Source organism: Ramlibacter sp. MAHUQ-53 (assembly GCF_052600055.1).
In genome coordinates this window covers 204,861-227,454 of record NZ_JBQWTS010000002.1, presented here as the reverse complement: position 1 = coordinate 227,454, position 22,594 = coordinate 204,861, and the positions used below count along the sequence as shown (strand labels likewise).

The window sequence follows — 22,594 nt, the reverse complement described above, 5'->3', positions numbered from 1 at the left end:
TGAAGGGGTTACTCGGCGCCGCGCAGGGCGGCGCGCAGGCGCGCACCGACCTCGGGGCGCGCGGCGAACGGGTCGGGCGGGTTGCGCCCGGCCACCAGGGCCTCGGCGCGGTCGGCTACCGGCTGCAGCAGCCCGGGGTGGCTGAAGACGTGGAAGCGGTCCTGCGCCACGGCCTCGAAGGCCCGCTGCGCCACCTCGGCGGCCGAGACCTGGCCGCCCTGGACCGCGCTGTCGAACATGGCCTGGCCCACGCGCTGGCTGGCCGTGGGCGGCGCGGCGGGCGCGTCAGCGCGATTGCGCTGGCTCTGGTGGATGCCGGTGGGGAAGAAGTAGGGGCACAGCACGCTGGCGCGCACCTGGTCGGTGACCAGGGACAGGTCGTGGTGCAGCGTCTCGCTCAGGGCCACGACCGCGTGCTTGCTCACGTTGTACAGGCCCAGGTTGGGCGGTGTCACGAGGCCGGCCATGCTGGCGGTGTTGACGATGCGCCCGCGCCAGGCCGGGTCGCGCCGCGCGGCCGCCAGCATCATCGGCGTGAACAGGCGCACGCCATGGACCACGCCCCGGAGGTTGACGCCCAGCACCCACTCCCAGTCGGCCGCAGAGGCTTCCCAGACCAGGCCGCTGAAGGCCACGCCGGCGTTGTTGAACACCAGGTTCGGCGCGCCGAAGCGTTCGAAGGCGGCATCGGCCAGCGCCTGCATGTCGGCCGCGTCGGAGACGTCGACCCGGCGCGCCAGCACCTCGCAGCCCGCGGCGCGCATCGCCTCGGCGCAGCGGTCCAGCGCGTCCTGCTGGACGTCGGCCAGCACCAGGCGCAGGCCATGGCGCGCGGCAAGGCGGGCCAGCTCGAGCCCGAGGCCCGAGCCCGCGCCGGTGATGACGGCGGTGTTGCCGGCCCGCAGGGGCCCGGCCGCCTCGAGCGTCGCCGCCACGGCGCTCAGCACCGCTCGAAGATCGCGGCGATGCCCTGGCCGCCGCCGATGCACATGGTGACCAGGGCGTAGCGGCCCTGGACGCGCTGCAGCTCGTGCAGCGCCTTCACCGTGATCAGCGCGCCGGTGGCGCCCACCGGGTGGCCCAGGGAGATGCCCGAGCCGTTGGGGTTGACCTTGGCCGGGTCCAGCTCCAGGCCGCGGGTGACCGCGCAGGCCTGGGCGGCGAAGGCCTCGTTGGCCTCGATCACGTCGAGGTCGTTGACCGTGAGGCCGGTCTTCTTCAGCACCGCGCGGGTGGCGGAGATCGGGCCCACGCCCATGAGCTTGGGGTCCAGCCCGGTGTGGGCATAGCCGACCAGGCGGGCCAGCGGCTGGGCGCCGCGGGCGCGGGCCGCGCCGGCTTCCATCAGCACCACGGCGGCGGCGGCGTCGTTGATGCCGGAGGCGTTGGCGGCGGTGACGGTGCCGTTCTCCTTGACGAAGACCGGCTTCATCTTCTGGAAGTCCTCCAGCTTCGCGCCGGGGCGGAAGTGTTCGTCCTTGTCGAAGGCGACCTCGCCCTTGCGGGTCTTGAGCGTCACCGGGGCGATCTGGCCGTGGAAGCGGTCCTCGGCCCAGGCGCGCTCGGCGCGGCGGTGACTCTCCAGGGCCAGGGCGTCCTGGTCCTCGCGGCTGATGCCGTACTCGCGCGCCACGTTCTCGGCGGTCACGCCCATGTGGATGCTGTGGAACGGGTCGTGCAGCGCGCCGATCATCATGTCCACCAGCGTGGTGTCGCCCATGCGGGCGCCCCAGCGGGTGTTCACGCTCAGGTAGGGCGCGCGGCTCATGTTCTCGGCGCCGCCGCCGACGGCGACATCGCAGTCCCCCAGCAGGATGGACTGGCTGGCCGAGACGATGGCCTGCAGGCCCGAGCCGCACAGGCGGTTCACGTTGTAGGCGGGCGTGCCCTCGGGGCAGCCGGCGTTGAGGGCGGCCACGCGCGAGAGGTAGGCGTCCTGCGGCACGGTGTTGATCACGTGGCCGAACACCACATGGCCGACATCGGCGCCGGCGACGCCGGCGCGGGCCAGCGACTCGCGCACCACCCGAGCGGCGAGCTCGGCGGGGGGCGTGTCCTTGAGGCTGCCGCCAAAGGTTCCGATGGCGGTGCGCACACCGCTGACGACGACGACTTCACGGGTCATGGGAAGGGTTCCTGTGTGGGAGGGAAGAAAGGGGTGGCGGCGTGGGCGCCGCTCTCGAATCGGTTGCGGGCAGGCCTCAGAAGGCGTCGAGCGCCATGCCCAGCACGCCCGCGTGACCGCCCACCAGGGCCACATGCAGGGCATGGGTGCGGGGCAGGATCTGGTCCGCATAGGCGCGGGCGGTGTGGACCTTGGCCTGCATGAAGGCGGTGTCCTCGCCACGCGCGGCGGCGGCCTGGGCCGCGAGCAGGGCGCGCGCCAGCTGCCAGCCAGCGACCAGGTTGCCCGCCAGCATCAGGTACGGAACGCTGCCGGCGTAGACCTCGTTGGGCCGGGCCTTGGCGTGTTCGGCCACATGGTCCACGGCGCGCTCGAACAGCCCCCGGGCCTCGGTGAGCCGGGCGGCCACGGCCAGGGCCTGGGCGTCGCCGGACTCGCGCAGCGCCTGCTCGGTCTGCGCGATGCGGCGCGCCACCGACTTCGCGAAGGCGCCGCCATCGCGCTGGGTCTTGCGGCCCACCAGGTCATTGGCCTGGATCGCGGTCGTGCCCTCGTAGATCGGCACGATGCGGGCGTCGCGGTAGTACTGCGCGGCGCCGGTCTCCTCGATGAAGCCCATGCCGCCATGCACCTGCACGCCCAGCGAGGTGACCTCCAGGCCGGTCTCGGAGCTGTAGCCCTTCACCAGCGGCACCAGGAATTCGTAGAAGGCCTGCTGCTCGCGGCGCACCTCGGGGTCCGGGTGGTGGCGGGCGGCGTCGCAGGCCGCGGCGGCCACGCTGGCCATGGCGCGGCAGCCCTCGACCAGGGCGCGCATCGTCATCAGCATGCGGCGCACGTCGGGGTGCTGGATGATGGCCACGGCATTCGCCGAGGAGCCGTCGACCGGGCGGGACTGGACGCGGTCGCGCGCATGCTGCACCGCCTTCTGGTAGGCCCGCTCGCCCAGGGCGATGCCCTGCATGCCGCACTGGTAGCGCGCGGCATTCATCATCACGAACATGTACTCGAGGCCGCGGTTCTCCTCGCCCACCAGGTAGCCGACCGCGCCGCCCTCGTCGCCGTACTGCAGTACCGCGGTGGGGCTGCCATGCATGCCGAGCTTGTGCTCCAGGCCGACGCAGCGCACGTCATTGCGCGCGCCCAGGCTGCCGTCCTCGTTGACCAGCACCTTGGGCACCACGAACAGGCTGATGCCCTTGACGCCCTCGGGCGCGCCCTTCACCCGGGCCAGCACCAGGTGGACGATGTTGTCCGCCATGTCGTGGTCGCCGAAGGTGATGAAGATCTTGGTGCCGAAGATCCGGTAGGTACCGTCGCCGGCGGGCTCGGCGCGGGTGCGCACCAGGGCCAGGTCGGAGCCGGCCTGGGGCTCGGTGAGGTTCATGGTGCCGACCCACTCGCCGCGCACCATGCGCGGCAGGTAGCGCGCCTTCAGTTCGGGCGAGCCGGCCACCAGCAGCGCCTCGATCGCGCCGTCGGTGAGCGAGGCGCACTGGGCGAAGGCGACGTTGGCGCTGTTGAAGATCTCCAGGCAGGCGCCGCCGATGGACTTGGGCAGGGCCTGGCCGCCGAATTCGGCCGGATGCTCCAGGCCCTGCCAGCCGCCCTCGGCCATCTGGCGGTAGGCGGGCACGAAGCCCGGCGCGGTGGTGACGCGGCCGCCTTCCAGGCGCGGCGGGTTGCGGTCGCCCACGGTGTTCAGGGGGGCCACCACGTCCTGGGCGAAGCGGGCGCATTCCTCCAGCACCGCCTGCGCGGTGTCCAGGCCGGCATCGGCGAACTCGGGGATGCTCGCGGCGAGGTCGTCGAGGCCGGCGAGGTGGCGCAGGTTGAACAGGATGTCCTTGAGGGGGGCGACGTAGCTCATGGTGTCGGGTTCAGGCGGTGGGGTGGGACAGGCGATCGATCAGGGCGTCGGCCGCGGGCCATTCGCCGAAGCCGGAGGCGGGATTGAGGTGGCCGACCTCGCCGAGGTCCTCGATCTCGCTGCCCCAGTCACGGGCCAGGACCACCACGCGGTCGTGGTCGCCCAGCGGGTCGTTGCGGCTGGTGGCCACCAGGCTGCGGAATGGCAGCCGCTCGCGCGGCACCGGCAGCCAGCCGCCGGCGTCCAGCATGGCCAGCGTGGGGTAGCCCTCGGGCAGGGGGCGGTCGAAGTCGGGCGGCGTGGCCAGCAGGCAGCCGCGCACGCGGGCCGCATGGCGCGTCACCCGGGCCCAGTGCGCCACCATCACGCAGCCGCCGCTGTGGGCGACCAGGACCACCGGGCCCTCGGTGGCGTCCATCGCGCGTTCGATCGCGGCGACGCGGGCCGCGCAGTCGAGGTCCTCGCGGCCCATGGGCGGCACGCCGTGCACGCGCGGCAGGCGCCTGGCAAGCAGGGTCTGCCAGTGCGCGTCGACGTGGTCACGCAGGCCGGGGACGATGAGGACGGTAGGGGTGTCGGCGCAGGTCATGGGGTTCAAGGCATGGAGGGCGCGGCCGGCTCCGGCTCGCGCAGGCAGGCCTGCATCGCGGCCAGCAGGTGCTCGGGGGGCTGCGCGCCGGAGAGCGCGAAGCGGTGGTCGAAGATGAAGTACGGCACGCCGGAGACCGGCGCTGCGTCGGACGCTGCCGGCAGGGCCTCGGGCAACGGCGCACGCGCGAGGTCGACGCCGTGCGCGCGGGCCACCGCGGCCAGGGTGTCGGCGTCGCCAAGGTGGCCGCCGTGCACGAAGTAGGTCTCGAACAGCGCCTCGCGCAGGGCGTCGAGGGCCCGGGCCTGCAGCTGGCCCGCAGCCACCGTGAGCAGGCGGTGGGCCGCCGCGGTGTCGGGGAAGACCGTCATGCGGTCGAAGCGGATCGCCAACCCGGCGCGGGCGGCGGCGGCCTGCACCTGGGCCTGGCGCGCCTTCACCGCCTCGGGGCCGCCGAGGCGGCGCTCGTAGAACGCGGCATAGGGCCAGCCCTCGGGCGGCACGCCCGGGATCAGGCGCACCGGGTGCCAGGCCACCTCGACCTGCACGCCCGGCGCCTCGGCGGCGAGGCGGCCCAGGGCGGCGGCCAGGTGCCGGCTGCCGATCCAGCACCAGGGGCAGACCAGGTCGAACCAGGCGTCGATGCGCAGGCGTCGGTCCATGGGCGCCACGGCCTCAGGCGAATTGCATCAGGCCACGCTGGCCCGGCTTGCGGTTCGGCGCGAAGCCGTTGGCGGCCAGGGTCTCGTCGGCGTCCTTGTAGAAGGTGCCGATGCGGTAGATCTCGCGCGCCTTCTTCGCATCGGCGACCTCGCGGCCGACCTCGCGGGCGATGCGCACCAGCTGCTCGATCTGGCGCACCGTGCCCATCTTGGCCTGGCGATCGGGCTGCCAGATGTTGTCCTCGATGCCGCAGCGCACATGCAGGCCGAGCGCGATCGCCATCAGGTTGACCGGCAGCACGTTCAGCATGGAGGTCTCGAGCGTGAGGACCGAGCCGTCGGGGCAGGCGCGCACGAAGTTGGCGAGGTTGTACAGGTTCGGCTGGTCGAAGCCGCCGCCGATGGCGACCCAGGTGAGGACCAGGGGCACGTTGCACACGCCGCGGCGCATCATGCGTTCCACCGTCTCCAGCTGCGTGATGTTGGCGAGCTGGAAGTGGGTCTGGATGCCGTTGGCGGTCAGGCGCCGGATATGTTCCTCCACCCACTCCGGGCCCGCGGGAATGGTCATCTCGCGGTAGGCGCGGTAGCCCTCGGGCGTGGCCAGCGAGGTGCCGCGGATGTCGGCCTCGCACATCTGCTCCACCACGTTCATCTGGTTGGTGTTGATGGCGATGGTGACCTGGTCCGGCCTGGGCTGGAGTTCGGCCAGCATGTGGCGGGTGTCGTCGGACAGCCACCTGGCCACCGCGCCCTCGCCCTCCGGGGCGAAGGAGATCGAGCCGCCGACCTGGATGATCAGGTCCGGCACGCGGGCGCGGATGCCGGCAATGAGTTCATTGAACTTGGACAGGCGCTTGCTGCCCTTGCCATCGGGCTCGCGCACATGCAGGTGCAGCACGGTGGCGCCGGCGTTGTAGCAGTCCACCGCCTTCTGCACCTGGTCCTCCATCGTGACCGGGATGTCCTCCGGAAAATCCTCCGGCATCCACTCCGGCCCATAGGGCGCGCAGGTGATGACGAGTTCCTGCTGGTTTTCCGGAAAGAGGGAGCCGTCGATGAAATTCATGGTGCCTTCCTGCGTGGATGCGGGGTGTCCCGGGTGGCGTGAATTTAGGTGCGAGGCGTCGCCAACTCCTTTACATTGCATGACACGCATTTATCAATTCATGCCATCCTGGAGAAGACGACATGCACCAGCCCGCCGCCTCGCCGCCCGCCATGCAAGTGCGCGCGGTGGTGCTGTCCCGGTACGAGGAGGTGGCCCGCAAGCTGGGGCTGAACCCGCAGCCGCTGCTGCGGAAGATGGGGCTGTCCCAGCGCATGCTGGCCGACCCGACCCACCTGATTCCCGTGAACAGCGCGGTGGGCCTGCTGGAGCTGTCGGCCCGGGTCAGCGGCTGCGACACGCTGGGGCTGATGATGGCGGAGGCGCGCCAGCTCTCGGACTTCGGCCCCATCAGCCTGCTGCTCACGCAGCAGCCCTCGATGCGCAGCGCGCTGGACACCATCTCGCAGTACCGCCACCTGCTGAATGAATCGCTGGGCCTGTACATCGAGGATGCGGGCAAGCTCACGCTGATACGCGAGGAGCTGATGAACGACCAGCCCGGCGGCGGCCCGCAGTCCACCGACCTGGCGGTGGGCGTGCTGACCCTGATCTTCCGCGCGATCCTCGGGCCGCAGTGGCGGCCGCAGTCCGCGCACTTCACCCACGCCGAGCCCGGCGACCTGCGCATCTTCCGCCGCCTCTTCGGCTGCCCGGTGCGCTTCGACAGCGACTTCAACGGCCTGATGTGCCTGACCGCCGACCTCGACCGCCCCAATGTCCACGCCGACGCGGCGATGGCCAGCTACGCCCAGACCTTCGTCGACGCCATCCCCCGTCCGGGGCAGAGCTCCATCGTGCTGGACGTGCGCCGCTCGGTGTACCTGCTGCTACCGATGGGGCGCGCCAGCGTGGAGCAGGTCGCCTCGGGCCTGGGCATGAACGTGCGCACCCTGCAGCGGCGGCTGGACGACAGCGGCATCCATTTCTCCTCCCTCCTGAACGAAGTGCGCTGCGAGCTCGCGCAGCGCTACATCGTCGGCACCGCCCACCCCCTGGGCAAGGTGACGCAGCTCCTGGGCTTCGCCAACCTGAGCTCGTTCACCCGCTGGTTCTCGGCGCAGTTCGCGTGCGCGCCTTCGGTGATGCGGGCCCGCGCCAGCGCGCCGGCCGGGGCGGCTCGCCGGTGACCGTGTCGTCAAATCACAAGTGATTGTCGTGAATTGTCAAGCCAACCGCGGCCACGCTGCCTAGCATTCGAGCCACCGCGAACGGCCACGCGCGCCCCGCCGACTTCGCCCCGAACACAGGAGACACGCATGCGCAACACCCCCTTCCTTTCCGCCCGCCGCGCGCTGTGCGCCGCGGTCATGGCGCTCAGCCTGCCCGCCGCCATGGCCTGGACCGACAAGCCGGTGAAACTGCTGGTGCCCGCGCCCGCCGGCGGCACCATGGACGTGGTGGCCCGCATCGTGGCCGACCAGCTCGCCGCCGACATCGGCCAGCCGGTGGTGGTGGACAACAAGCCCGGCGCCGGCGGCGCGATCGCGGTGCAGGCCATGACCACCGCGCCGGCCGACGGCCAGACGATCATGATGACGGCGAGCAACGTGCTCACCGAGATCCCGCATGTCATGAAGACGGCCTTCGACCCGCTCAAGGACGTCAAGCCGGTCACCGCCATCGCCCGCAGCTCGCTGGTGCTGGTGGCTGCGCCCGGCATCGAGGCCAAGGACCTGAAGTCGGCGGTGGCCTGGGTCAAGGCCAACCCCGGCAAGGTGAATTTCGCCTCCTTCAGCGCCGGCACCTCCTCGCACTACGCCGGCATGATCCTGAACCAGAAGGCTGGCCTGGACATGCAGCATGTGCCGTTCCCCGGCTCGCCGCCGGCGCTGGCCCAGGTGATGGCGGGCCAGATCCCGCTGATGTTCGACGGCATGGCGACCTCCAAGCCCCTGATCGCCAGCGGCAAGCTGCAGGCGCTGGGCGTGGCCGGGCGCACGCGCTCGCCGCAGCTGCCCCAGGTGCCGACGTTCGCGGAGCAGGGCTACCCCGAGCTGGACTTCAGCAACTGGGTGGGCGTGGTGACCGCCAGCGGCGTTCCCGCCGCCACCGTGGACCGCATCAACGCCGCGATCCTGAAGGCTGCCGCCTCGCCCAAGGTGCGTGACCGCCTGGTGGGCGCCGGCTTCGAGATGCTGCCCGACACGCCGCCCGCGCAGCTGGCCGCCGCGACGAAGGCCGAGTTCGAGCGCAACGCCGGCATCGTCAAGGCCTTCGGCATCAAGCTGCAGTAACCGCCCCCTGGAGCCCCCCATGAACGGACTCATGATGCAGCAGCCGCTGCTGATCGCCTCCCTGCTGAAGCACGCCGAACGCCACCACGGTGACCAGGAGGTGGTCTCGCGCCGCGTCGAGGGCGACATCCACCGCTGCACCTACCGCGACCTCGCGGCCCGCTCGCGCCGCATGGCCAAGGCCATGGCCGCCCTGGGCGTGGGCCGCGGCGACCGCGTCGGCACCCTCGCCTGGAACGGCTACCGCCACCTGGAGCTGTATTACGCGGTGTCCGGCTCGGGCGCGGTGCTGCACACGCTGAACCCGCGCCTGCATGCCGACCAGCTCGCCTGGATCGCCGACCACGCGGAGGACCGCGTGCTGTGCTTCGACAAGACCTTCCTGCCGCTGGTGGAGGCCGTGGCCTCGCGCCTGTCGACCGTGAAGCACTTCGTGCTGATGGTGGACCGCGCCCACATGCCGGAGAAGTCCGTGATCCCCGGCCTCCTGTGCTACGAGGACCTGGTGGAGGCGCAGGACGACGCCTTCGACTGGCCCGACCTGGACGAGGAATCCGCCTCCAGCCTCTGCTACACCAGCGGCACCACCGGCCACCCCAAGGGCGTGCTTTACAGCCACCGCTCCACGGTGCTGCACACCTTCGCCTCGGCCCTGCCCGACGCCCTCAACCTCTCGGGCCGCGACACCATCCTGCCGGTGGTGCCGATGTTCCATGTGAACGCCTGGGGCCTGCCCTACTCCGCGTGCATGGTGGGCGCCAAGCTGGTGTTCCCCGGCCCGGGGCTGGACGGCAAATCGCTGCACGAGCTGTTCGAGGCCGAGGGCGTGACGCTGTCGGCCGGCGTGCCCACCGTGTGGCAAGGCCTGCTGGCCCACGTGCAGGCGAACGACCTGAAGTTCTCCACCATGCGCCGCACCATCATCGGCGGCTCGGCCTGTCCGCCGGCGATGATGGAAGCCTTCGAGGAGCGCTACGGCGTTCAGGTGATCCACGCCTGGGGCATGACCGAGCTGAGCCCGGTGGGCACGGTGTGCGTGCCCAAGGGCGCGCAGCTGGCGCTGCCCGCGGCGCAGCGGCGCGCGCTGCAGGCCAAGCAGGGCCGGGCGGTGTTCGGCATCGACATGAAGATCGTCGACGACGCCGGCCGCGAGCTGCCCTGGGACGGCCAGGCCGCCGGCGAGCTGATGGTGCGCGGGCCGTGGGTGGTGGACCACTACCTCAAGGGCGAGGGCAGCCCCCTGGTGGCCGACGCGCAGGGCCGCGGCTGGTTCCCCACCGGCGACGTGGCCACCATCGACGCCGACGGCTTCATGCAGATCACCGACCGCAGCAAGGACGTGATCAAGTCCGGCGGCGAGTGGATCGGCTCCATCGACCTGGAGAACATCGCCATGGCGCATCCCGCCGTGGCCATGGCCGCCTGCATCGCGGCGCGCCACCCGAAGTGGGACGAGCGCCCGCTGCTGGTGGTGGTTCGCAAGCCGGGCATGGCGGTCACGAAGGAAGAACTCCTGGCCTTCTACGAGGGCCGCATCGCCAAGTGGTGGACGCCGGACGACGTGGTCTTCGTCGACGCGATCCCCCTGGGCGCCACCGGCAAGATGCTGAAGAACCGGCTGCGGGACCAGTACGCCGGCCACCTCGTCGCCGCGCAGGGCTGATGCCATGCAGGCCCTGATCGCCAGCTGCCAGGCGCAGTGGGAGTCACGCTGGCCGGGCGTGGCCGTGAGCGCCATCGTGGCCCTCGCCGCGCTGTTCCTCGCGCAGCACTACGGCGCGCCGGTGATGCTGTTCGCGCTGCTGCTCGGGATGGCGCTGAACTTCCTGTCGCAGCAGACGCGGTGCGCCGAGGGCATCGACTTCGTGGCGCGCCAGGTGCTGCGCCTGGGCGTCGCCCTGCTGGGCCTGCGGATCACGCTGGCCCAGGTGCAGGCCATGGGCTGGGAGACGCTGGGCCTGGTGCTGGTGCTGGTGGCCGCCACGATCGCCTTCGGCATCGTGATGGCGCGGGTGTTCGGCTTCCAGGTGTTCTTCGGCCTGCTCACGGGCGGCGCGGTGGCCATCTGCGGCGCCTCGGCGGCGCTGGCGCTGTCGGCCGCCCTGCCTGCGCACCCGCTGAAGGAGCGGGCCACGCTGTTCACCGTGGTGGGGGTGAGCGCGCTGTCCACGCTGGCGATGGTGCTGTACCCCCTGATGGCGCAGTGGCTGAACCTGGAGGGTGTGCAGGCCGGCCTGTTCATCGGCGCCACCATCCACGACGTGGCGCAGGTGGTGGGCGCGGGCTACAGCATCTCGCACGAGGCCGGCGACGCCGCCACGCTGGTCAAGCTGGTGCGGGTGGCGATGCTGGTGCCGGTGATCCTGCTGGCGGCATGGCTGGCGCGCCGCCACCTCGCGGCGCAGCCCGGCGCGCAGGCCGGGGGCCGGCGCCCGCCGCTGCTGCCGTGGTTCGCGGTGGCTTTCGCGGTGCTGGTCGGCGTCAACAGCACCGGCTGGCTGCCCGCGCCGGTGGTGCGCGCGGGGGTGGACCTGTCCCAGGCCTGCCTGGTGGCCGCCATGGCCGCCATCGGCATGAAGTCGCACCTGAAGGAAATCCTCTCGGTCGGCTGGAAGCCGATCGCCCTGATGACCGTCGAGACCGCGTTCCTCGCGGCGCTGGCCTGCGGCGGGCTGGCGCTGCTGGGGGCGTAGGGGTCAGGTCTTGCAGCAACGCGACAACGCGCGACTGCCGCGTTGCTGCAAGACCTGACCCTATCGACCGCCGGTGAGGAAGGCGCTGCGCGGGCTGGCCTGCAGGTGCCGGGCGATGTTGCCGCAGACCAGGTCGCACAGCTGGTAGACCGCCGGGTCGGCGATGCGGTAGTAGACGCTGGTGCCGCGCCCCTCGCGCGCCACCAGCCCCTGCTTGGTCAGCACGCCCAGGTGGCGCGAGATGTTGGCCACGCTGAAGCCGCACATCTCGGCCAGCTCGCTCACGTTGCACTCGCCGTCACGCAGCCGGTTCAGGATCTGCAGTCGCGTGGGCTCGGCCAGCGCCTGGAAGTAGGCGGCGACGTCCTCGAGGGCTTCGGGCGGGAGGTGGTCCATGGCGCGCAGGATATCCTTTTCATCGTATTTGCACAAGAATGCAAATAAGCAAATAATGATGAAAACAGATCCTGGCAACTCCACGAAAGGCCCCTGCCCATGACTTCCTGGCAGATCGTCCGCCTCGCCGCGGGCAGCTTCATCCTCCTGTCGCTCGCCCTGGGCGTGCCCGGCAGCCCGTTCTTCGCCAGCCCCTGGTGGCTGGCGCTCACCGCCTTCGTCGGCGCCAACCTGCTGCAAAGCGCCCTCACTCGCTGGTGCCCGCTGGAGATCATCCTGCGCCGGCTCGGCGTGCGCGCCGGGTGCTGAGGCGGCGCGCGGCACTCACGCCGCGCCGCCCGGGCCCAGCGCCTCGTCCAGCACCGCCGCGGTGCGCTGCGCGTTGGCGCCGACCAGCGCCAGGTGGGTGCCCGGCAGGCGCACCTGGCGCAGCCCGCCGCGCGCGACCTGCCGCCACACCGGCATCGGGTCCGGGTAGCCCTCCAGCGGCACGCGCGGGCGCACCAGCAGCACCGGCGCAGCGTCGAAGGGCGCGGGTCGGTACGCCATGAGCGCCTCGCCCAGGGCCTGGTGGACGGCGCGCTGCGCCGGGCCCATCGAGGCCCAGGCGTCGGGCACCGGCAGGCCGTGGGGACCGTCGGGGACGGCCGGCCCGTACAGCCCCGGCGACAGCGCGCGGCGCAGCGCCCGCGCCAGGTACTGCCAGCGCGCCGCGGCGGGCAGCCAGGCCACCCGCCGCGCCGCCAGCAGCGCGCGGCCGCCCAGCGCGCGCAGCGCGCCGAGGTCGCGGCGCAGGTGCGCGTCGAGCACCGCCACGAGTTCCAGCGCCTCGCCGCCGGCCGCCAGCACCCGCGCGATCTCCAGGGCCACCACGCCGCCGAAGGAGAAGCCGCAGACCGCGTAGGGCCCGCGCGGCTGCTCGGCGCGGATCGCCGCCGCGTAGGCCTGCGCCAGCGCCAGCACGCAGCGCGGCATCGGCGCGTCGCCGTCCAGCCCGGGGGCATGCAGGCCGACCACCGGGCGCGGCGTGCGCAGCGCCGCCACCAGCCGCGCGCAGTCCATCACCGTACCGCTCAGGCCGTGCACCAGGAACAGCGGCCGGCCGGTGCCGCCACGCACCGGCGCCAGCAGCGGGCGGCCGGCCGGCGCCGGGCCCTGCTCGATCCAGGCCGCCAGCGCGCGCACCGTGGGCGCATGCAGCAACGCGGCCAGGGGCAGCTCGCGCCCGGTCATGCGGCCGACCTCCTGCGCGATCACCGCCGCCAGCAGCGAGTTGCCGCCGAGGGAGAGGAAGGTGTCGTCCAGCCCCACCCGCGCGACGCCCAGGCGCCGCTGCCACAGCCGCTGCAGGCGCTGCGCCAGGGGCAGGCCGGGGTCGTCCCCGCTGGCGCCGGGGACGGCGCGCAGGCCCGGGTGGTCGCGGATCGCGTCCAGGCAGGCGGGGTTGCGCAGGGCCGAGGCGTTGTCCGCCGGCAGCCCCTGCAGCGCGCGGCGCGCCGCGGCCTCGGAGGGCTTGCCGTTGTGGGTGGCCGGCAGCTCGGGCACGGCCAGCAGGCGGTCCGGCACATGGGCGGGCGAGAGGCGGTCACGCAGCGCCTGCCGGATGCGCGCAGCCAGCGCGGCGTCGAGCGCCTGCCCCGGGCGCAGCACCAGCAGGGCCACCACCTCGTCGGGGGCGCGCGGCACCACCAGCGCCTCGCGCACCCCGGGCACCTCGTGCAGCACGCGCAGGACCTCGGCCGGCGCGATCTTGGTGCCGCGCACGTTCAGCAGGCCGTCGCAGCGGCCCTGCAGGCGCGCGCTGCCCGAAGGGCCGAAGGCGACCAGGTCGCCATGCGTCCACACGCCCGGGTTCTCGGCGAAGTAGGCCTGGTGGAAGCGCCGGCCGCCCTCGTCGCCGAAGAAGCCCAGGGGCCGCGAGGGGAACGGGTTGGCGCACACCAGCTGCCCGGTGCCCGGGGCTGGCGCCCCGCCCTGCCAGGCCTGCACGTCCATCGCCAGGCTGCGGCCCGTGGCCTCGCCGCGCACCACCGGCAGCCAGGGGTGGCCGAGGACGAAGCAGCCCAGGATATCGGTGCCGCCGCAGATGGACTGCAGCGGCACCGGCCCGAGCGCCTCGCGCACCCAGTCGTACTGCGCGTCGTGCAGCACCGCGCCGGTGGAGAGCACCTCGCGCAGCGCGCCCAGGTCCCACTGGCGCGCCGGCGCCAGGCCGGCCTCCTGGGAGGCGCGCAGGAAGGCGGGGCTGGTGCCGAAGACGTTCACCCGCTCGCGCGCCACCAGCGCCCACAGGCGCGCCGGCGTGTCGACCGGGCCGTCCCAGGTGACGACCTCGACGCCGCTGGCCAGCGCCGAGAGCTGCCAGTTCCACATCATCCAGCCGCAGCCGGTGTGGAAGTACAGCCGCTCGCCCGGCGCGAGGTCGCCGTGCAGCCGGTGCTCCTTCACATGCTCCAGCAGGCTGCCGCCGGCGCCGTGGACGATGCACTTGGGCCGGCCGGTGGTGCCGGAGGAAAAGAGGATGAACAGCGGGTGGTCGAAGGGCCGGCGCGGCCAGGCCATGCCGGTGTCGTCGCCGCCGGCGTCGAGGGCGGCGAGGTCCGCCTCCTGCGGCAGGCCCAGCGAGGCGTCGCCGTCCAGCCGCACCAGGGCGCGCAGCGACGGCAGGCCGCCGGCCAGCGCGCGCAGGCGCTGCGGCAGCGGCTCGCCGGTGTCGAAGGCCTGGGGCCGGGTGTGCGCCAGGAGCAGCGCGGGCGCGAGCGGGGCGAATCGGTCCAGGAGCGCGTCGCGGCCCATGTCGGGCGCGGCGGTGGACAGGGTCGCGCCCAGCGCGCAGGCGGCCAGCCCGGCGATGGCGATGGCCTCGTCGTTGCGCGCCACCGCCACCACCCGGTCGCCTTCGCGCAGGCCCAGGCGGCGCAGGCCGAGGGCGGCACGGGCCACCGCGGCGCGCAGCTCGCCGCGGGTGAGGCGCAGGACGCGGCCGTCGGCATGGCAGGCGGTGAGCGCCGGCGCGCCGGCGGGGGCGACGCGCAAGTTCAGCAGCGCGTCGGCGTAGTTCAGGCGCAGCTCGGGGAAGAACCGGGCATGCTCGCAGGCATCGCCCACGCAGGCCGGCTCGGCCGGACCCTCCAGGCCCAGCTCGTCGCGGCAGGTGGCGACCAGGTGCGACCAGAAGGCGCGGTACTCGCGCACCGAGAAGGCATGCAGGGCCCCGGGCCCGTCCAGCCGCAGGCCGTGGGCGGCGGCGAGGGTGGCGGTGAAGCGCGCCAGGGCGAGACCCCGGGGCCGCCCGGCACTCCGCACCCCGGGACCGGGCCGCGGCGGGCGGGACGGCACGTACTGCTGCATGGTCTGCGCTCCTGGCACACCACGCTAGCCAGCCCGCCGCCGGCCCGGGGTCGGCGCGGCGCCCGAGCGCGCGGCCCTGGCGGGCCAGTGCGAAAGGGCTGGGGGTCAGTCGTTGCCGCGTTGATGCAAGACCTGACCCCGCCTTGTCACTTGTAGCTGCGCTGGTCGTCGATGACCTTGCCGTCGCCCGGCAGGCTGCCCGGGGCGACCACGCGCACTTCGCCGCGCAGCTTGGTGACGTCGCGCACCGTGGCCACCATCGCCGCGGCGAGTTCGTCACCGCCGCTCGCGGCCTCGGCGTGCAGCACCATGCGCTCCTCGGCGACCGCGCCCTCGACCACCAGGCGCGCCTTCAGCACGCCGGGGTGGCGGCGCACGATCTCGGCGACCTGGCTGGGGTGCACGAACATGCCGCGGACCTTGGTGGTCTGGTCGGCGCGGCCCATCCAGCCCTTGATGCGGGTGTTGGTGCGGCCGGTGGGGCAGCGCCCCGGCAGCACCGCGCTGAGGTCGCCGGTGCCGAAGCGGATCAGGGGGTAGTCGGGGTCGAAGATGGTGACGACCACTTCACCCACCTCGCCCTCGGGCACCGGGTCGCCGGTGCCGGGACGCACGATCTCGACGATGACCTCCTCGTCCACCACCAGGCCCTCGCGCGCCTCGGTCTCGTAGGCGATGAGGCCGAGGTCGGCGGTGGCATAGCACTGGTAGCCGGCGACGCCGCGCTGCGCCATCCACTCGCGCAGCGAGGGCGGGAAGGCCTCGCCGGAGAACAGCGCCTTGGTCAGCGAGGGAATGCGGATGCCCTTGGCCTCGGCCGCCTCCAGGATGATCTTCAGGAAGCTGGGCGTGCCCACGTAGCCGTGCGGGCCGAGGTCGCTCATGGCCGCCAGCTGCAGCTCGGTGTTGCCGATGCCGCCGGGGAAGACGGCGCAGCCCAGCGCGAAGGCCGACTCCTCGGTCATGAGGCCGGCCGGCGTGAGGTGGTAGCTGAAGCAGTTGTGAATCAGGTCGCCGGGGCGGAAGCCGGCGGCCCACAGCGCGCGGCCCAGGCGCCAGCCGTCGGGGTGCAGGCCCTGCGGCTCGTACAGCGGGCCGGGCGACTGGAACACGCGCCGCGCCTGGCGCGGGTAGCCCAGGCCACGCCAGCCGCAGGCCGAGAAGCCGGCGAAGGGATCGCCGCCGCGCTGCGCCGCCTGCGCCTCCAGCAGTTCGCTCTTTCGCAGCACGGGCAGCGTGGCCAGCGCGGCGCGCGAGGTGATGGCGGCCGGGTCGACCTCCTTCAGCCGCTCGGCCTGCGCCGGGCTGCTGGCCTTGGCATGGGCGACCTGGGCGGCCAGGGCGTCCATCAGGGCGGCTTCACGCTGCGCCGGCTCGCGGCGCTCCTGGGCTTCGTAGTTCGGTGCGGTCATGCGGCGAATCTACGCAGCGCGCCGCGCCGATACTGTCGTCGCTCCACCAATTGGCCCACCGCGTTCACCCGGGAAAACCCGGTGCCGCTGCAGCGGACCGGCTCGCCGGATGCGAGAGAATGCGCCGAGAACGACCCTTGGCCGGGCCCGCCCCGGCCGCCCCGAACTGATGGACGACCTCCAGCGCCTGCACGACTTCCTCGACGCCACCCCGTGGATCCAGGGGCTGACGCCCGCCCAGGTGGACCGCGTGCACCAGGACACCCTGGTGCGCCGCTACGAGGCAGGCGCCACGGTGTGCGTGCGCGGCGCGCCCTCGGCCTACTGGATCGGCGTGGTCGACGGCATGCTGAAGGTGGAGAACAGCAGCCCCGGCGGCAAGAGCGCCACGCTCACCGGCGTGCCGGCCGGCGCCTGGGTGGGCGAAGGCGCGGTGATCAAGGGCGAGCTGCGTCCCTATGACGTGACCGCGCTGCAGGACAGCCTGGTGGCCCTGATGCCGGCCCCCACCTTCCAGTGGCTCATGACCGAGTGCCAGCCCTTCTCGGCCTGGCTCATTCACCAGCTAAACGCGCGCCTGGGCCACTTCATCGCCCTGGTGCAGGGCCTGCGGCTGAACGACACGACGGCGCAGGTGGCCTACTGCCTGGCCAGCCTGTTCAACCGCGACCTGTACCCCGGCACGCAGCCGCAGCTGGCGATCTCGCAGGAGGAGATCGGGCGGCTGGCCGGCGTCTCGCGCCAGATCGCCAACCGCGTGCTGCACGAGATGCAGGACAAGGGCGTCATCCGCATCGCCTACGGCGGGGTCGAGGTGCTGGACCTGCCCGCGCTGCAGGACATGGCTGCGGGCGGATGACGCGCGCGCGAAGCGCAGGCCTTGAGCGCCGCCGGGCCGCCCCAAGGCGCGAGGGCCCCCTCGGGGGGCAGTGAGCCACACGCAGTGGGCGAGCGTGGGGGCGATTACGCCAGCCAGCGCTTGCGGCGCTTGTAGCTCTTGACGTCCTTGAACGACTTGCGCTCGCCGCCGCCGACGCCGAGGTAGAACTCCTTGACGTCCTCGTTGCTGGCGAGGTCCTGCGCGGGGCCGTCCATGACGATGCGGCCGCTTTCCATGATGTAGCCGTAGCTGGCGTACTTCAGGGCCATGTTGGTGTTCTGCTCGGCGAGCAGGAAGGTGACCTTCTCCTTGGTGTTGAGGTCCTTCACGATCTCGAACACCTCCTCGACGATCTGCGGCGCCAGGCCCATGGAGGGCTCGTCCAGCAGCACGAGGTTGGGGTTGGCCATGATGGCGCGGCCGATAGCGCACATCTGCTGCTCGCCGCCCGAGGTGTAGGCGGCCTGCGAGGTGCGGCGCGTCTTCAGGCGCGGGAAGTAGTTGTAGACCTTCTCGAGGTTGGCCGCGATCTCGCCCTTGTCCTTGCGGGTGTAGGAACCGGTGAGGAGGTTCTCCTCGATGGTGAGGTGGGCGAAGCAGTGGCGGCCCTCCATCACCTGCAGCACGCCGCGCTCCACCAGCTCGGCGGGCGAGAGGTTCTCGATGCGCTCGCCGCGCAGCTCGATGCTGCCCTTGGTGACCTCGCCGCGCTCGCCCTTCAGCAGGTTGGAGATGGCGCGCAGCGTGGTGGTCTTGCCCGCGCCGTTGCCGCCCAGGATGGCGACGATGCCGCCTTCGGGCACCTGCAGGGAGACGCCCTTGAGCACGAGGATCACGTGGTTGTAGATCACCTCGATGCCGTTGACGTTCAGGACGATGTTGGAAGCGCTCATGGTTTTCCTTCTACCAATCGACAGACCTGCATCGCAGCCCTGTCGGTTGGCGGCTGCGTCGCAGCCGCTGCCCCTCCCGCCTGGCGGGAGGGGGTGGGGAGGGTGCCCACCGGCCGGCAGCCTGCCGACCTGATGGGCGAAGACCCATCAGGACTGGCAGTCCTTCGCGTCGCGGCGCTGCAGCTTCTTGTCGGCCAGGTACTTCTCCGAGCCGGCCTTGACCATCGGCTTGATGATCTGCTCGTCGGCCTGGTACCAGTCGTTGCCCATGTTCCACTTGCTGCCGTCCCAGGTGTGGATGCGGGCCCAGGTGGAACCCATGTGGTCGGCGCAGCTGGTGGACAGCGGACGCATCACGCCGGCGAAGCCCAGGGCGTCCAGGCGCTTCTGGTCCAGGTTCAGGTTCTCCAGGCCCCAGCGCACCTGCTCGGGGGTCATGACCTTGCCCTTGCCGAAACGCTCCTGGGCGCGGCGCACGGCCTCGACGGAGAGCATCTGGATGATGACGCCGCGGGTGTACAGCACGCTGCCCACTTCGTCCTTCGGGCCGGTGCCCTGGCCCTTGCCATGCACCAGGGCCAGGATGTCCTGCATCACCTTGGGCTGGGTGCCCGAGGTGTTCAGCGCCAGCGCGTTGTAGCCCTTGGCGCCCTCGCCCACGTCCTTGGCATCCGGCTCGGCGCCGGCCCACCACACGCCGTACATCTTGTCGCGCGGGTAGCCGGTGGCCTGGGCCTCCTTCAGGGCGGTGGAGTTCATCACGCCCCAGCCCCAGAGCAGGACGTAGTCGGGACGCTGCTGGCGCACCTGCAGCCAGGTGGCCTTCTGCTCCACGCCGGGCGCCGTCACCGGGATCAGCGACAGGTCGAAGCCGTGCATCTTGGCGCGCTCCTGCAGCAGCGGGATCGGCTCCTTGCCGAAGGGCGAGTCGTGGTACACGAGGGCGATCTTCTTGCCCTTGAGCTTTTCCGCGCCGCCTTCCTTCTTGGCGATGTGCTGGATCAGGATGTCGGCGCCGGTCCAGTAGCTGCCCATGAGGGGGAAGTTCCACTTGAAGGCCATGCCGTCCTGCGACACCGACAGGCCGTAGCCCAGGGTCAGCAGCGGGATCTTGTCGTTGATCACCTTGTCGGTCAGCGCGAAGGTGATGCCGGTGGACTGCGGGTCGAACAGGGTCACGCCCGGGCGGCCCTTGAGGCGCTCGTAGCACTCCACGCCGCGGTCGGTGGCGTAGCCGGTCTCGCACTCCTCGAAGGTGAGCTTGACGCCGTTGATGCCGCCGTCGCGGGCGTTGATCAGCTTGATGTAGTCCTGCTTGCCGTTGGCCCAGGGCGTGCCGTTGGGGCCGAAGGGACCGGTGCGGTAGGACAGCAGCGGGAAGAACTGGTCCTTGGCCTGCGCCAGCGCGGCGCTGGAGCCCAGGGCGGCGACGGCCATCAGGCCGGCCGTGGCGAGGGTGCGAAGTTTCATGGTTTTGTCTCCTGGAGTGCTTGCTTGGAAAACGACGGGACGGGACTCAGTGCGGGAAGGGCCACAGGCGCAGCTTCTGCTTGCCGGTGGACCACAGGCGGGCCAGGCCGTGCGGCTCGACGATCAGGAACCAGACGATCAGCGCGCCGAAGATCATGAACTCGGCATGCGACAGGCCGGCGGTGGAGATCTCCAGGCCGAACAGGCCCAGGAACCCCGGCAGGAACTGGTTCAGGAGAATGGGGAGCACCACGATGAAGGCGGCGCCGAAGAAGCTGCCCATGATGGAGCCCAGGCCGCCGATGATCACCATGAACAGCAGGCGGAAGGACAGGTCCACCGAGAAGGCGGCGGGCTCCCAGGTGCCCAGGTAGACGAAGGCCCACAGCGCGCCGGCCACGCCGATGATGAAGGAGCTGACCGCGAAGGCGCTGAGCTTGGCGTACATCGGGCGGATGCCGATCACGGCGGCGGCCACGTCCATGTCGCGGATCGCCATCCACTCGCGGCCGATGGCGCTGCGCACCAGGTTCTTGGCCATGAGGGCGATGACCACCAGGATCGCCAGGCACAGCCAGTACTTGGACTGGGGCGTGTCGATCGGGATGCCGAAGACCTGCAGGCCGGCGGCCGAGACCGAACCCGAGGGCGAGTCGTTCGTCAGCCACTTGATGCGCAGGAACATCCAGTCGGAGAAGAACTGCGCGGCCAGCGTGGCCACCGCCAGGTACAGGCCCTTCACGCGCAGCGAGGGCAGGCCGAACAGGATGCCGAAGAAGGTGGCGCACAGGCCCCCGAGCAGCAGCGCGGGCACCAGGGGCATGCCCTCGAAGCGCACGAAGAAGTTGTAGGCGCCATAGGCCCCCACCGCCATGAAGGCGCCGGAGCCCAGGGAGATCTGGCCGCAGTAGCCGACCAGGATGTTCACGCCCAGCGCCGCCAGCGACATGATCACGAAGGGCAGCAGCACGGCCTGGAACAGGTAGTCCGAGGCCAGGGCCGGCACCACCAGGAAGGCGGCCAGCACCAGGGCGACGATGACGATGCGGTCCTGCGCGATCGGGAAGATCTGCTGGTCGGCACGGTAGGTGGTCTTGAACTGACCGTTCTCGCGGTAAAGCATCTTGGTCTCCTCCCCTTACACGCGGTCGATGATTTTTTCGCCGAACAGGCCCTGCGGCCGCACCAGCAGGAAGCCCAGCGCCAGCACGTAGGCGAACCAGATCTCGATGCCGCCGCCCACCAGCGGGCCCAGGTAGATCTCCGAGAGCTTCTCGCCCACGCCGATGATCAGGCCGCCGATGATGGCGCCGGGCACCGAGGTCAGGCCGCCCAGGATCACCACCGGCAGCGCGCGCAGGGCCACCGTGGCGAGCGAGAACTGCACGCCCAGCTTGGAGCCCCAGATCATCCCGGCCACCAGGGCCACCACGCCGGCCACGCACCACACGATCACCCAGATGCGATTGAGCGGGATGCCGATGGACTGCGCGGCCTGGTGGTCGTCTGCCACCGCGCGCAGGGCGCGGCCGGTGGCGGTCTTCTGGAAGAACAGGGTCAGCAGGGCCACCAGCGCCGCGGCGATGCCGGCGGCGATGAGGTCCTCCTGGTTGATCAGGATGCCGCCCTGGAACACGCCCTCGAACGCCATCACCGGGTCCTTGGGCATGCCGATGTCGATCTTGTAGATGCTGCTGCCGAACAGGGTCTGGCCCGCGCCCTCGAGGAAGTAGGTGATGCCCAGCGTGGCCATGAGCAGCGTGGCGCCCTCCTGGTTGACCAGGTGGCGCAGCACCAGCGCCTCGATCAGCCAGGCCACCGCGAACATGATGGCGCCGGCGATCAGGAAGGCCGCGACGTTGGCGACGACCTTGCTGTCGATGCCGGTCCAGGCCGGGATCCACTCGGCGAAGCGGGCCATGGCCAGCGCGCCGAACAGCACCATCGCGCCCTGGGCGAAGTTGAACACGCCCGAGGCCTTGAAGATCAGGACGAAGCCCAGGGCCACCAGCGAATAGAGCATGCCGGCCATCAGGCCGCCCAGCAGGGTCTCAAGGAAGAATCCCATTTGTCTTGCCTCCCTCTCAGTGCGAGGTACCCAGGTACGCGCGAATCACGTCCGGGTTGTTGCGCACCTCGTCGGGGGTGCCGTCGCCGATCTTCTTGCCGTAGTCCAGCACCACCACGCGGTCGGAGATGTCCATGACCACGCCCATGTCGTGCTCGATCAGGACCACGGTGGTGCCGAATTCGTCGTTCACGTCGAGGATGAAGCGGCACATGTCCTGCTTCTCCTCCAGGTTCATGCCGGCCATGGGCTCGTCCAGCAGCAGCACCTGCGGCTCCATCGCCAGCGCGCGGCCCAGGTCCACGCGCTTTTGCAGGCCGTAGGGCAGCTGGCCCACCGGGGTCTTGCGGAAAGCCTGGATCTCCAGGAAGTCGATGATGCGTTCCACGAACTCGCGGTGCCGCATCTCCTCGCGTTCGGCCGGGCCGAGGCGCAGCGCCTGCATCAGCAGGTTGCTTTTGATCTTCAGGTTGCGGCCGGACATGATGTTGTCCAGCACGCTCATGCCCTTGAACAGGGCCAGGTTCTGGAAGGTGCGGGCCACGCCCATCTCGGCGACCTGGCGCGAGTTCATGTCGCGGAACTGCTTGCCGCGGAAGGTGATCACGCCCTGCTGGGGGTGGTAGACGCCGTTGATGCAATTGAGCATGGAGCTCTTGCCGGCGCCGTTGGGGCCGATGATCGAGCGGATCTCGTGCTCGCGCACGTTGAACGAGATGTCGGTGAGCGCCTTCACGCCGCCGAAGGACAGCGAGATGTTCTGCACGTCCAGGATCACGTCGCCGATCTTGCGGCCGCTGCCGCCGTCCTGCTGCGCGCCTGCTCCGGGGTTTGCCATGT

The 22,594-nt window shown here is 71.5% G+C and carries 20 protein-coding genes; 6 read left to right on the top strand and 14 right to left on the bottom strand.

What is annotated here, in order from left to right; genetic code table 11:
- Positions 1-8: 8 nt before the first annotated feature.
- The 6 genes from ACT80S_RS04465 to ACT80S_RS04440 all read right to left on the bottom strand — a co-directional run bounded on the left by ACT80S_RS04465 (position 9) and on the right by ACT80S_RS04440 (position 6,315).
- The gene (locus ACT80S_RS04465; protein WP_377413151.1) at positions 9-935 is read right to left on the bottom strand and encodes an SDR family oxidoreductase; all 927 of its coding nucleotides are present in this window, start codon (positions 933-935) and stop codon (positions 9-11) included.
- Between the two features lie 5 nt (positions 936-940).
- Positions 941-2,125 (bottom strand): beta-ketothiolase BktB, encoded by a 1,185-nt coding sequence (bktB, locus tag ACT80S_RS04460; RefSeq protein ID WP_377413149.1) that lies wholly within the window; start codon positions 2,123-2,125, stop codon positions 941-943.
- Positions 2,126-2,201: 76 nt separating this feature from the next.
- Positions 2,202-3,995: an acyl-CoA dehydrogenase gene (locus ACT80S_RS04455; RefSeq protein ID WP_377413147.1), complete on the bottom strand. Its 1,794-nt coding sequence runs from the start codon at positions 3,993-3,995 to the stop codon at positions 2,202-2,204.
- A gap of 10 nt (positions 3,996-4,005) precedes the next feature.
- The gene (locus ACT80S_RS04450; RefSeq protein ID WP_377413145.1) at positions 4,006-4,584 is read right to left on the bottom strand and encodes an RBBP9/YdeN family alpha/beta hydrolase; all 579 of its coding nucleotides are present in this window, start codon (positions 4,582-4,584) and stop codon (positions 4,006-4,008) included.
- 5 nt (positions 4,585-4,589) lie between these two features.
- Positions 4,590-5,246 carry a DsbA family protein gene (locus ACT80S_RS04445; protein WP_377413143.1) on the bottom strand — a complete coding sequence of 219 codons (657 nt, stop codon included), beginning with the start codon at positions 5,244-5,246 and terminating at the stop codon, positions 4,590-4,592.
- Positions 5,247-5,259: 13 nt separating this feature from the next.
- Positions 5,260-6,315 (bottom strand): BKACE family enzyme, encoded by a 1,056-nt coding sequence (locus ACT80S_RS04440; RefSeq protein WP_377413141.1) that lies wholly within the window; start codon positions 6,313-6,315, stop codon positions 5,260-5,262.
- A 122-nt stretch (positions 6,316-6,437) separates the two neighbouring features.
- Here ACT80S_RS04440 and ACT80S_RS04435 point away from each other — a divergent pair, with 122 nt between their 5' ends.
- The 4 genes from ACT80S_RS04435 (at position 6,438) to ACT80S_RS04420 (ending at position 11,284) form a co-directional block, all read left to right on the top strand.
- A complete protein-coding gene (locus tag ACT80S_RS04435; RefSeq protein ID WP_377413139.1) occupies positions 6,438-7,484 on the top strand; it encodes an AraC family transcriptional regulator in 1,047 nt (348 codons plus the stop codon).
- A 129-nt stretch (positions 7,485-7,613) separates the two neighbouring features.
- The gene (locus ACT80S_RS04430) at positions 7,614-8,591 is read left to right on the top strand and encodes a Bug family tripartite tricarboxylate transporter substrate binding protein (RefSeq protein ID WP_377413138.1); all 978 of its coding nucleotides are present in this window, start codon (positions 7,614-7,616) and stop codon (positions 8,589-8,591) included.
- 19 nt (positions 8,592-8,610) lie between these two features.
- A complete protein-coding gene (locus ACT80S_RS04425; RefSeq protein WP_377413136.1) occupies positions 8,611-10,254 on the top strand; it encodes a 3-(methylthio)propionyl-CoA ligase in 1,644 nt (547 codons plus the stop codon).
- A 4-nt stretch (positions 10,255-10,258) separates the two neighbouring features.
- Positions 10,259-11,284 carry a YeiH family protein gene (locus ACT80S_RS04420; protein WP_377413134.1) on the top strand — a complete coding sequence of 342 codons (1,026 nt, stop codon included), beginning with the start codon at positions 10,259-10,261 and terminating at the stop codon, positions 11,282-11,284.
- 60 nt (positions 11,285-11,344) lie between these two features.
- Here the strand turns inward: ACT80S_RS04420 and ACT80S_RS04415 are convergent, their stop codons facing one another.
- Complete coding sequence (locus tag ACT80S_RS04415; RefSeq protein ID WP_377413132.1) at positions 11,345-11,680, bottom strand: ArsR/SmtB family transcription factor; 336 nt, start codon at positions 11,678-11,680, stop codon at positions 11,345-11,347.
- Between the two features lie 99 nt (positions 11,681-11,779).
- Between ACT80S_RS04415 and ACT80S_RS04410 the strand changes: the two genes are divergently transcribed.
- On the top strand, positions 11,780-11,989 hold the full coding sequence (locus ACT80S_RS04410; RefSeq protein WP_377413130.1) for a YgaP family membrane protein: 210 nt from the start codon (positions 11,780-11,782) through the stop codon (positions 11,987-11,989).
- A 15-nt stretch (positions 11,990-12,004) separates the two neighbouring features.
- Here the strand turns inward: ACT80S_RS04410 and ACT80S_RS04405 are convergent, their stop codons facing one another.
- Together ACT80S_RS04405 and ACT80S_RS04400 are read right to left on the bottom strand one after the other, a co-directional pair.
- Positions 12,005-15,031, bottom strand: coding sequence for an acetoacetate--CoA ligase (locus tag ACT80S_RS04405; RefSeq protein WP_377413127.1), 3,027 nt, complete (start codon positions 15,029-15,031; stop codon positions 12,005-12,007).
- A gap of 146 nt (positions 15,032-15,177) precedes the next feature.
- Positions 15,178-16,443, bottom strand: coding sequence for a phenylacetate--CoA ligase family protein (locus ACT80S_RS04400; protein ID WP_377413125.1), 1,266 nt, complete (start codon positions 16,441-16,443; stop codon positions 15,178-15,180).
- Between the two features lie 169 nt (positions 16,444-16,612).
- Here ACT80S_RS04400 and ACT80S_RS04395 point away from each other — a divergent pair, with 169 nt between their 5' ends.
- Positions 16,613-17,302, top strand: coding sequence for a Crp/Fnr family transcriptional regulator (locus ACT80S_RS04395; RefSeq protein ID WP_377413122.1), 690 nt, complete (start codon positions 16,613-16,615; stop codon positions 17,300-17,302).
- A 104-nt stretch (positions 17,303-17,406) separates the two neighbouring features.
- Here the strand turns inward: ACT80S_RS04395 and ACT80S_RS04390 are convergent, their stop codons facing one another.
- The 5 genes from ACT80S_RS04390 to ACT80S_RS04370 form a co-directional block, all read right to left on the bottom strand.
- Entirely contained in the window at positions 17,407-18,216 is an 810-nt protein-coding gene (locus ACT80S_RS04390) for an ABC transporter ATP-binding protein (RefSeq protein WP_377413120.1), read from the bottom strand.
- Positions 18,217-18,363: 147 nt separating this feature from the next.
- A complete protein-coding gene (locus ACT80S_RS04385; protein WP_377413118.1) occupies positions 18,364-19,686 on the bottom strand; it encodes an ABC transporter substrate-binding protein in 1,323 nt (440 codons plus the stop codon).
- Between the two features lie 46 nt (positions 19,687-19,732).
- On the bottom strand, positions 19,733-20,809 hold the full coding sequence (locus ACT80S_RS04380) for a branched-chain amino acid ABC transporter permease (RefSeq protein WP_377413116.1): 1,077 nt from the start codon (positions 20,807-20,809) through the stop codon (positions 19,733-19,735).
- A 15-nt stretch (positions 20,810-20,824) separates the two neighbouring features.
- Positions 20,825-21,754, bottom strand: a complete 930-nt coding sequence (locus ACT80S_RS04375; RefSeq protein ID WP_377413114.1) for a branched-chain amino acid ABC transporter permease — start codon at positions 21,752-21,754, stop codon at positions 20,825-20,827.
- A 16-nt stretch (positions 21,755-21,770) separates the two neighbouring features.
- Complete coding sequence (locus ACT80S_RS04370; protein ID WP_377413888.1) at positions 21,771-22,592, bottom strand: ABC transporter ATP-binding protein; 822 nt, start codon at positions 22,590-22,592, stop codon at positions 21,771-21,773.
- Positions 22,593-22,594 lie beyond the last annotated feature (2 nt).

Excerpts from the sequence above, each read along its gene's own strand:
- bktB (WP_377413149.1), bottom strand. The coding sequence starts at position 2,125 with ATGACCCGTGAAGTCGTCGTCGTCAGCGGTGTGCGCACCGCCATCGGA.
- ACT80S_RS04455 (WP_377413147.1), bottom strand. The coding sequence starts at position 3,995 with ATGAGCTACGTCGCCCCCCTCAAGGACATCCTGTTCAACCTGCGCCAC.
- ACT80S_RS04450 (WP_377413145.1), bottom strand. The coding sequence starts at position 4,584 with ATGACCTGCGCCGACACCCCTACCGTCCTCATCGTCCCCGGCCTGCGT.
- ACT80S_RS04445 (WP_377413143.1), bottom strand. The coding sequence starts at position 5,246 with ATGGACCGACGCCTGCGCATCGACGCCTGGTTCGACCTGGTCTGCCCC.
- ACT80S_RS04440 (WP_377413141.1), bottom strand. The coding sequence starts at position 6,315 with ATGAATTTCATCGACGGCTCCCTCTTTCCGGAAAACCAGCAGGAACTC.
- ACT80S_RS04435 (WP_377413139.1), top strand. The coding sequence starts at position 6,438 with ATGCACCAGCCCGCCGCCTCGCCGCCCGCCATGCAAGTGCGCGCGGTG.
- ACT80S_RS04430 (WP_377413138.1), top strand. The coding sequence starts at position 7,614 with ATGCGCAACACCCCCTTCCTTTCCGCCCGCCGCGCGCTGTGCGCCGCG.
- ACT80S_RS04425 (WP_377413136.1), top strand. The coding sequence starts at position 8,611 with ATGAACGGACTCATGATGCAGCAGCCGCTGCTGATCGCCTCCCTGCTG.
- ACT80S_RS04420 (WP_377413134.1), top strand. The coding sequence starts at position 10,259 with ATGCAGGCCCTGATCGCCAGCTGCCAGGCGCAGTGGGAGTCACGCTGG.
- ACT80S_RS04415 (WP_377413132.1), bottom strand. The coding sequence starts at position 11,680 with ATGGACCACCTCCCGCCCGAAGCCCTCGAGGACGTCGCCGCCTACTTC.
- ACT80S_RS04410 (WP_377413130.1), top strand. The coding sequence starts at position 11,780 with ATGACTTCCTGGCAGATCGTCCGCCTCGCCGCGGGCAGCTTCATCCTC.
- ACT80S_RS04405 (WP_377413127.1), bottom strand. The coding sequence starts at position 15,031 with ATGCAGCAGTACGTGCCGTCCCGCCCGCCGCGGCCCGGTCCCGGGGTG.
- ACT80S_RS04400 (WP_377413125.1), bottom strand. The coding sequence starts at position 16,443 with ATGACCGCACCGAACTACGAAGCCCAGGAGCGCCGCGAGCCGGCGCAG.
- ACT80S_RS04395 (WP_377413122.1), top strand. The coding sequence starts at position 16,613 with ATGGACGACCTCCAGCGCCTGCACGACTTCCTCGACGCCACCCCGTGG.
- ACT80S_RS04390 (WP_377413120.1), bottom strand. The coding sequence starts at position 18,216 with ATGAGCGCTTCCAACATCGTCCTGAACGTCAACGGCATCGAGGTGATC.
- ACT80S_RS04385 (WP_377413118.1), bottom strand. The coding sequence starts at position 19,686 with ATGAAACTTCGCACCCTCGCCACGGCCGGCCTGATGGCCGTCGCCGCC.
- ACT80S_RS04380 (WP_377413116.1), bottom strand. The coding sequence starts at position 20,809 with ATGCTTTACCGCGAGAACGGTCAGTTCAAGACCACCTACCGTGCCGAC.
- ACT80S_RS04375 (WP_377413114.1), bottom strand. The coding sequence starts at position 21,754 with ATGGGATTCTTCCTTGAGACCCTGCTGGGCGGCCTGATGGCCGGCATG.
- ACT80S_RS04370 (WP_377413888.1), bottom strand. The coding sequence starts at position 22,592 with ATGGCAAACCCCGGAGCAGGCGCGCAGCAGGACGGCGGCAGCGGCCGC.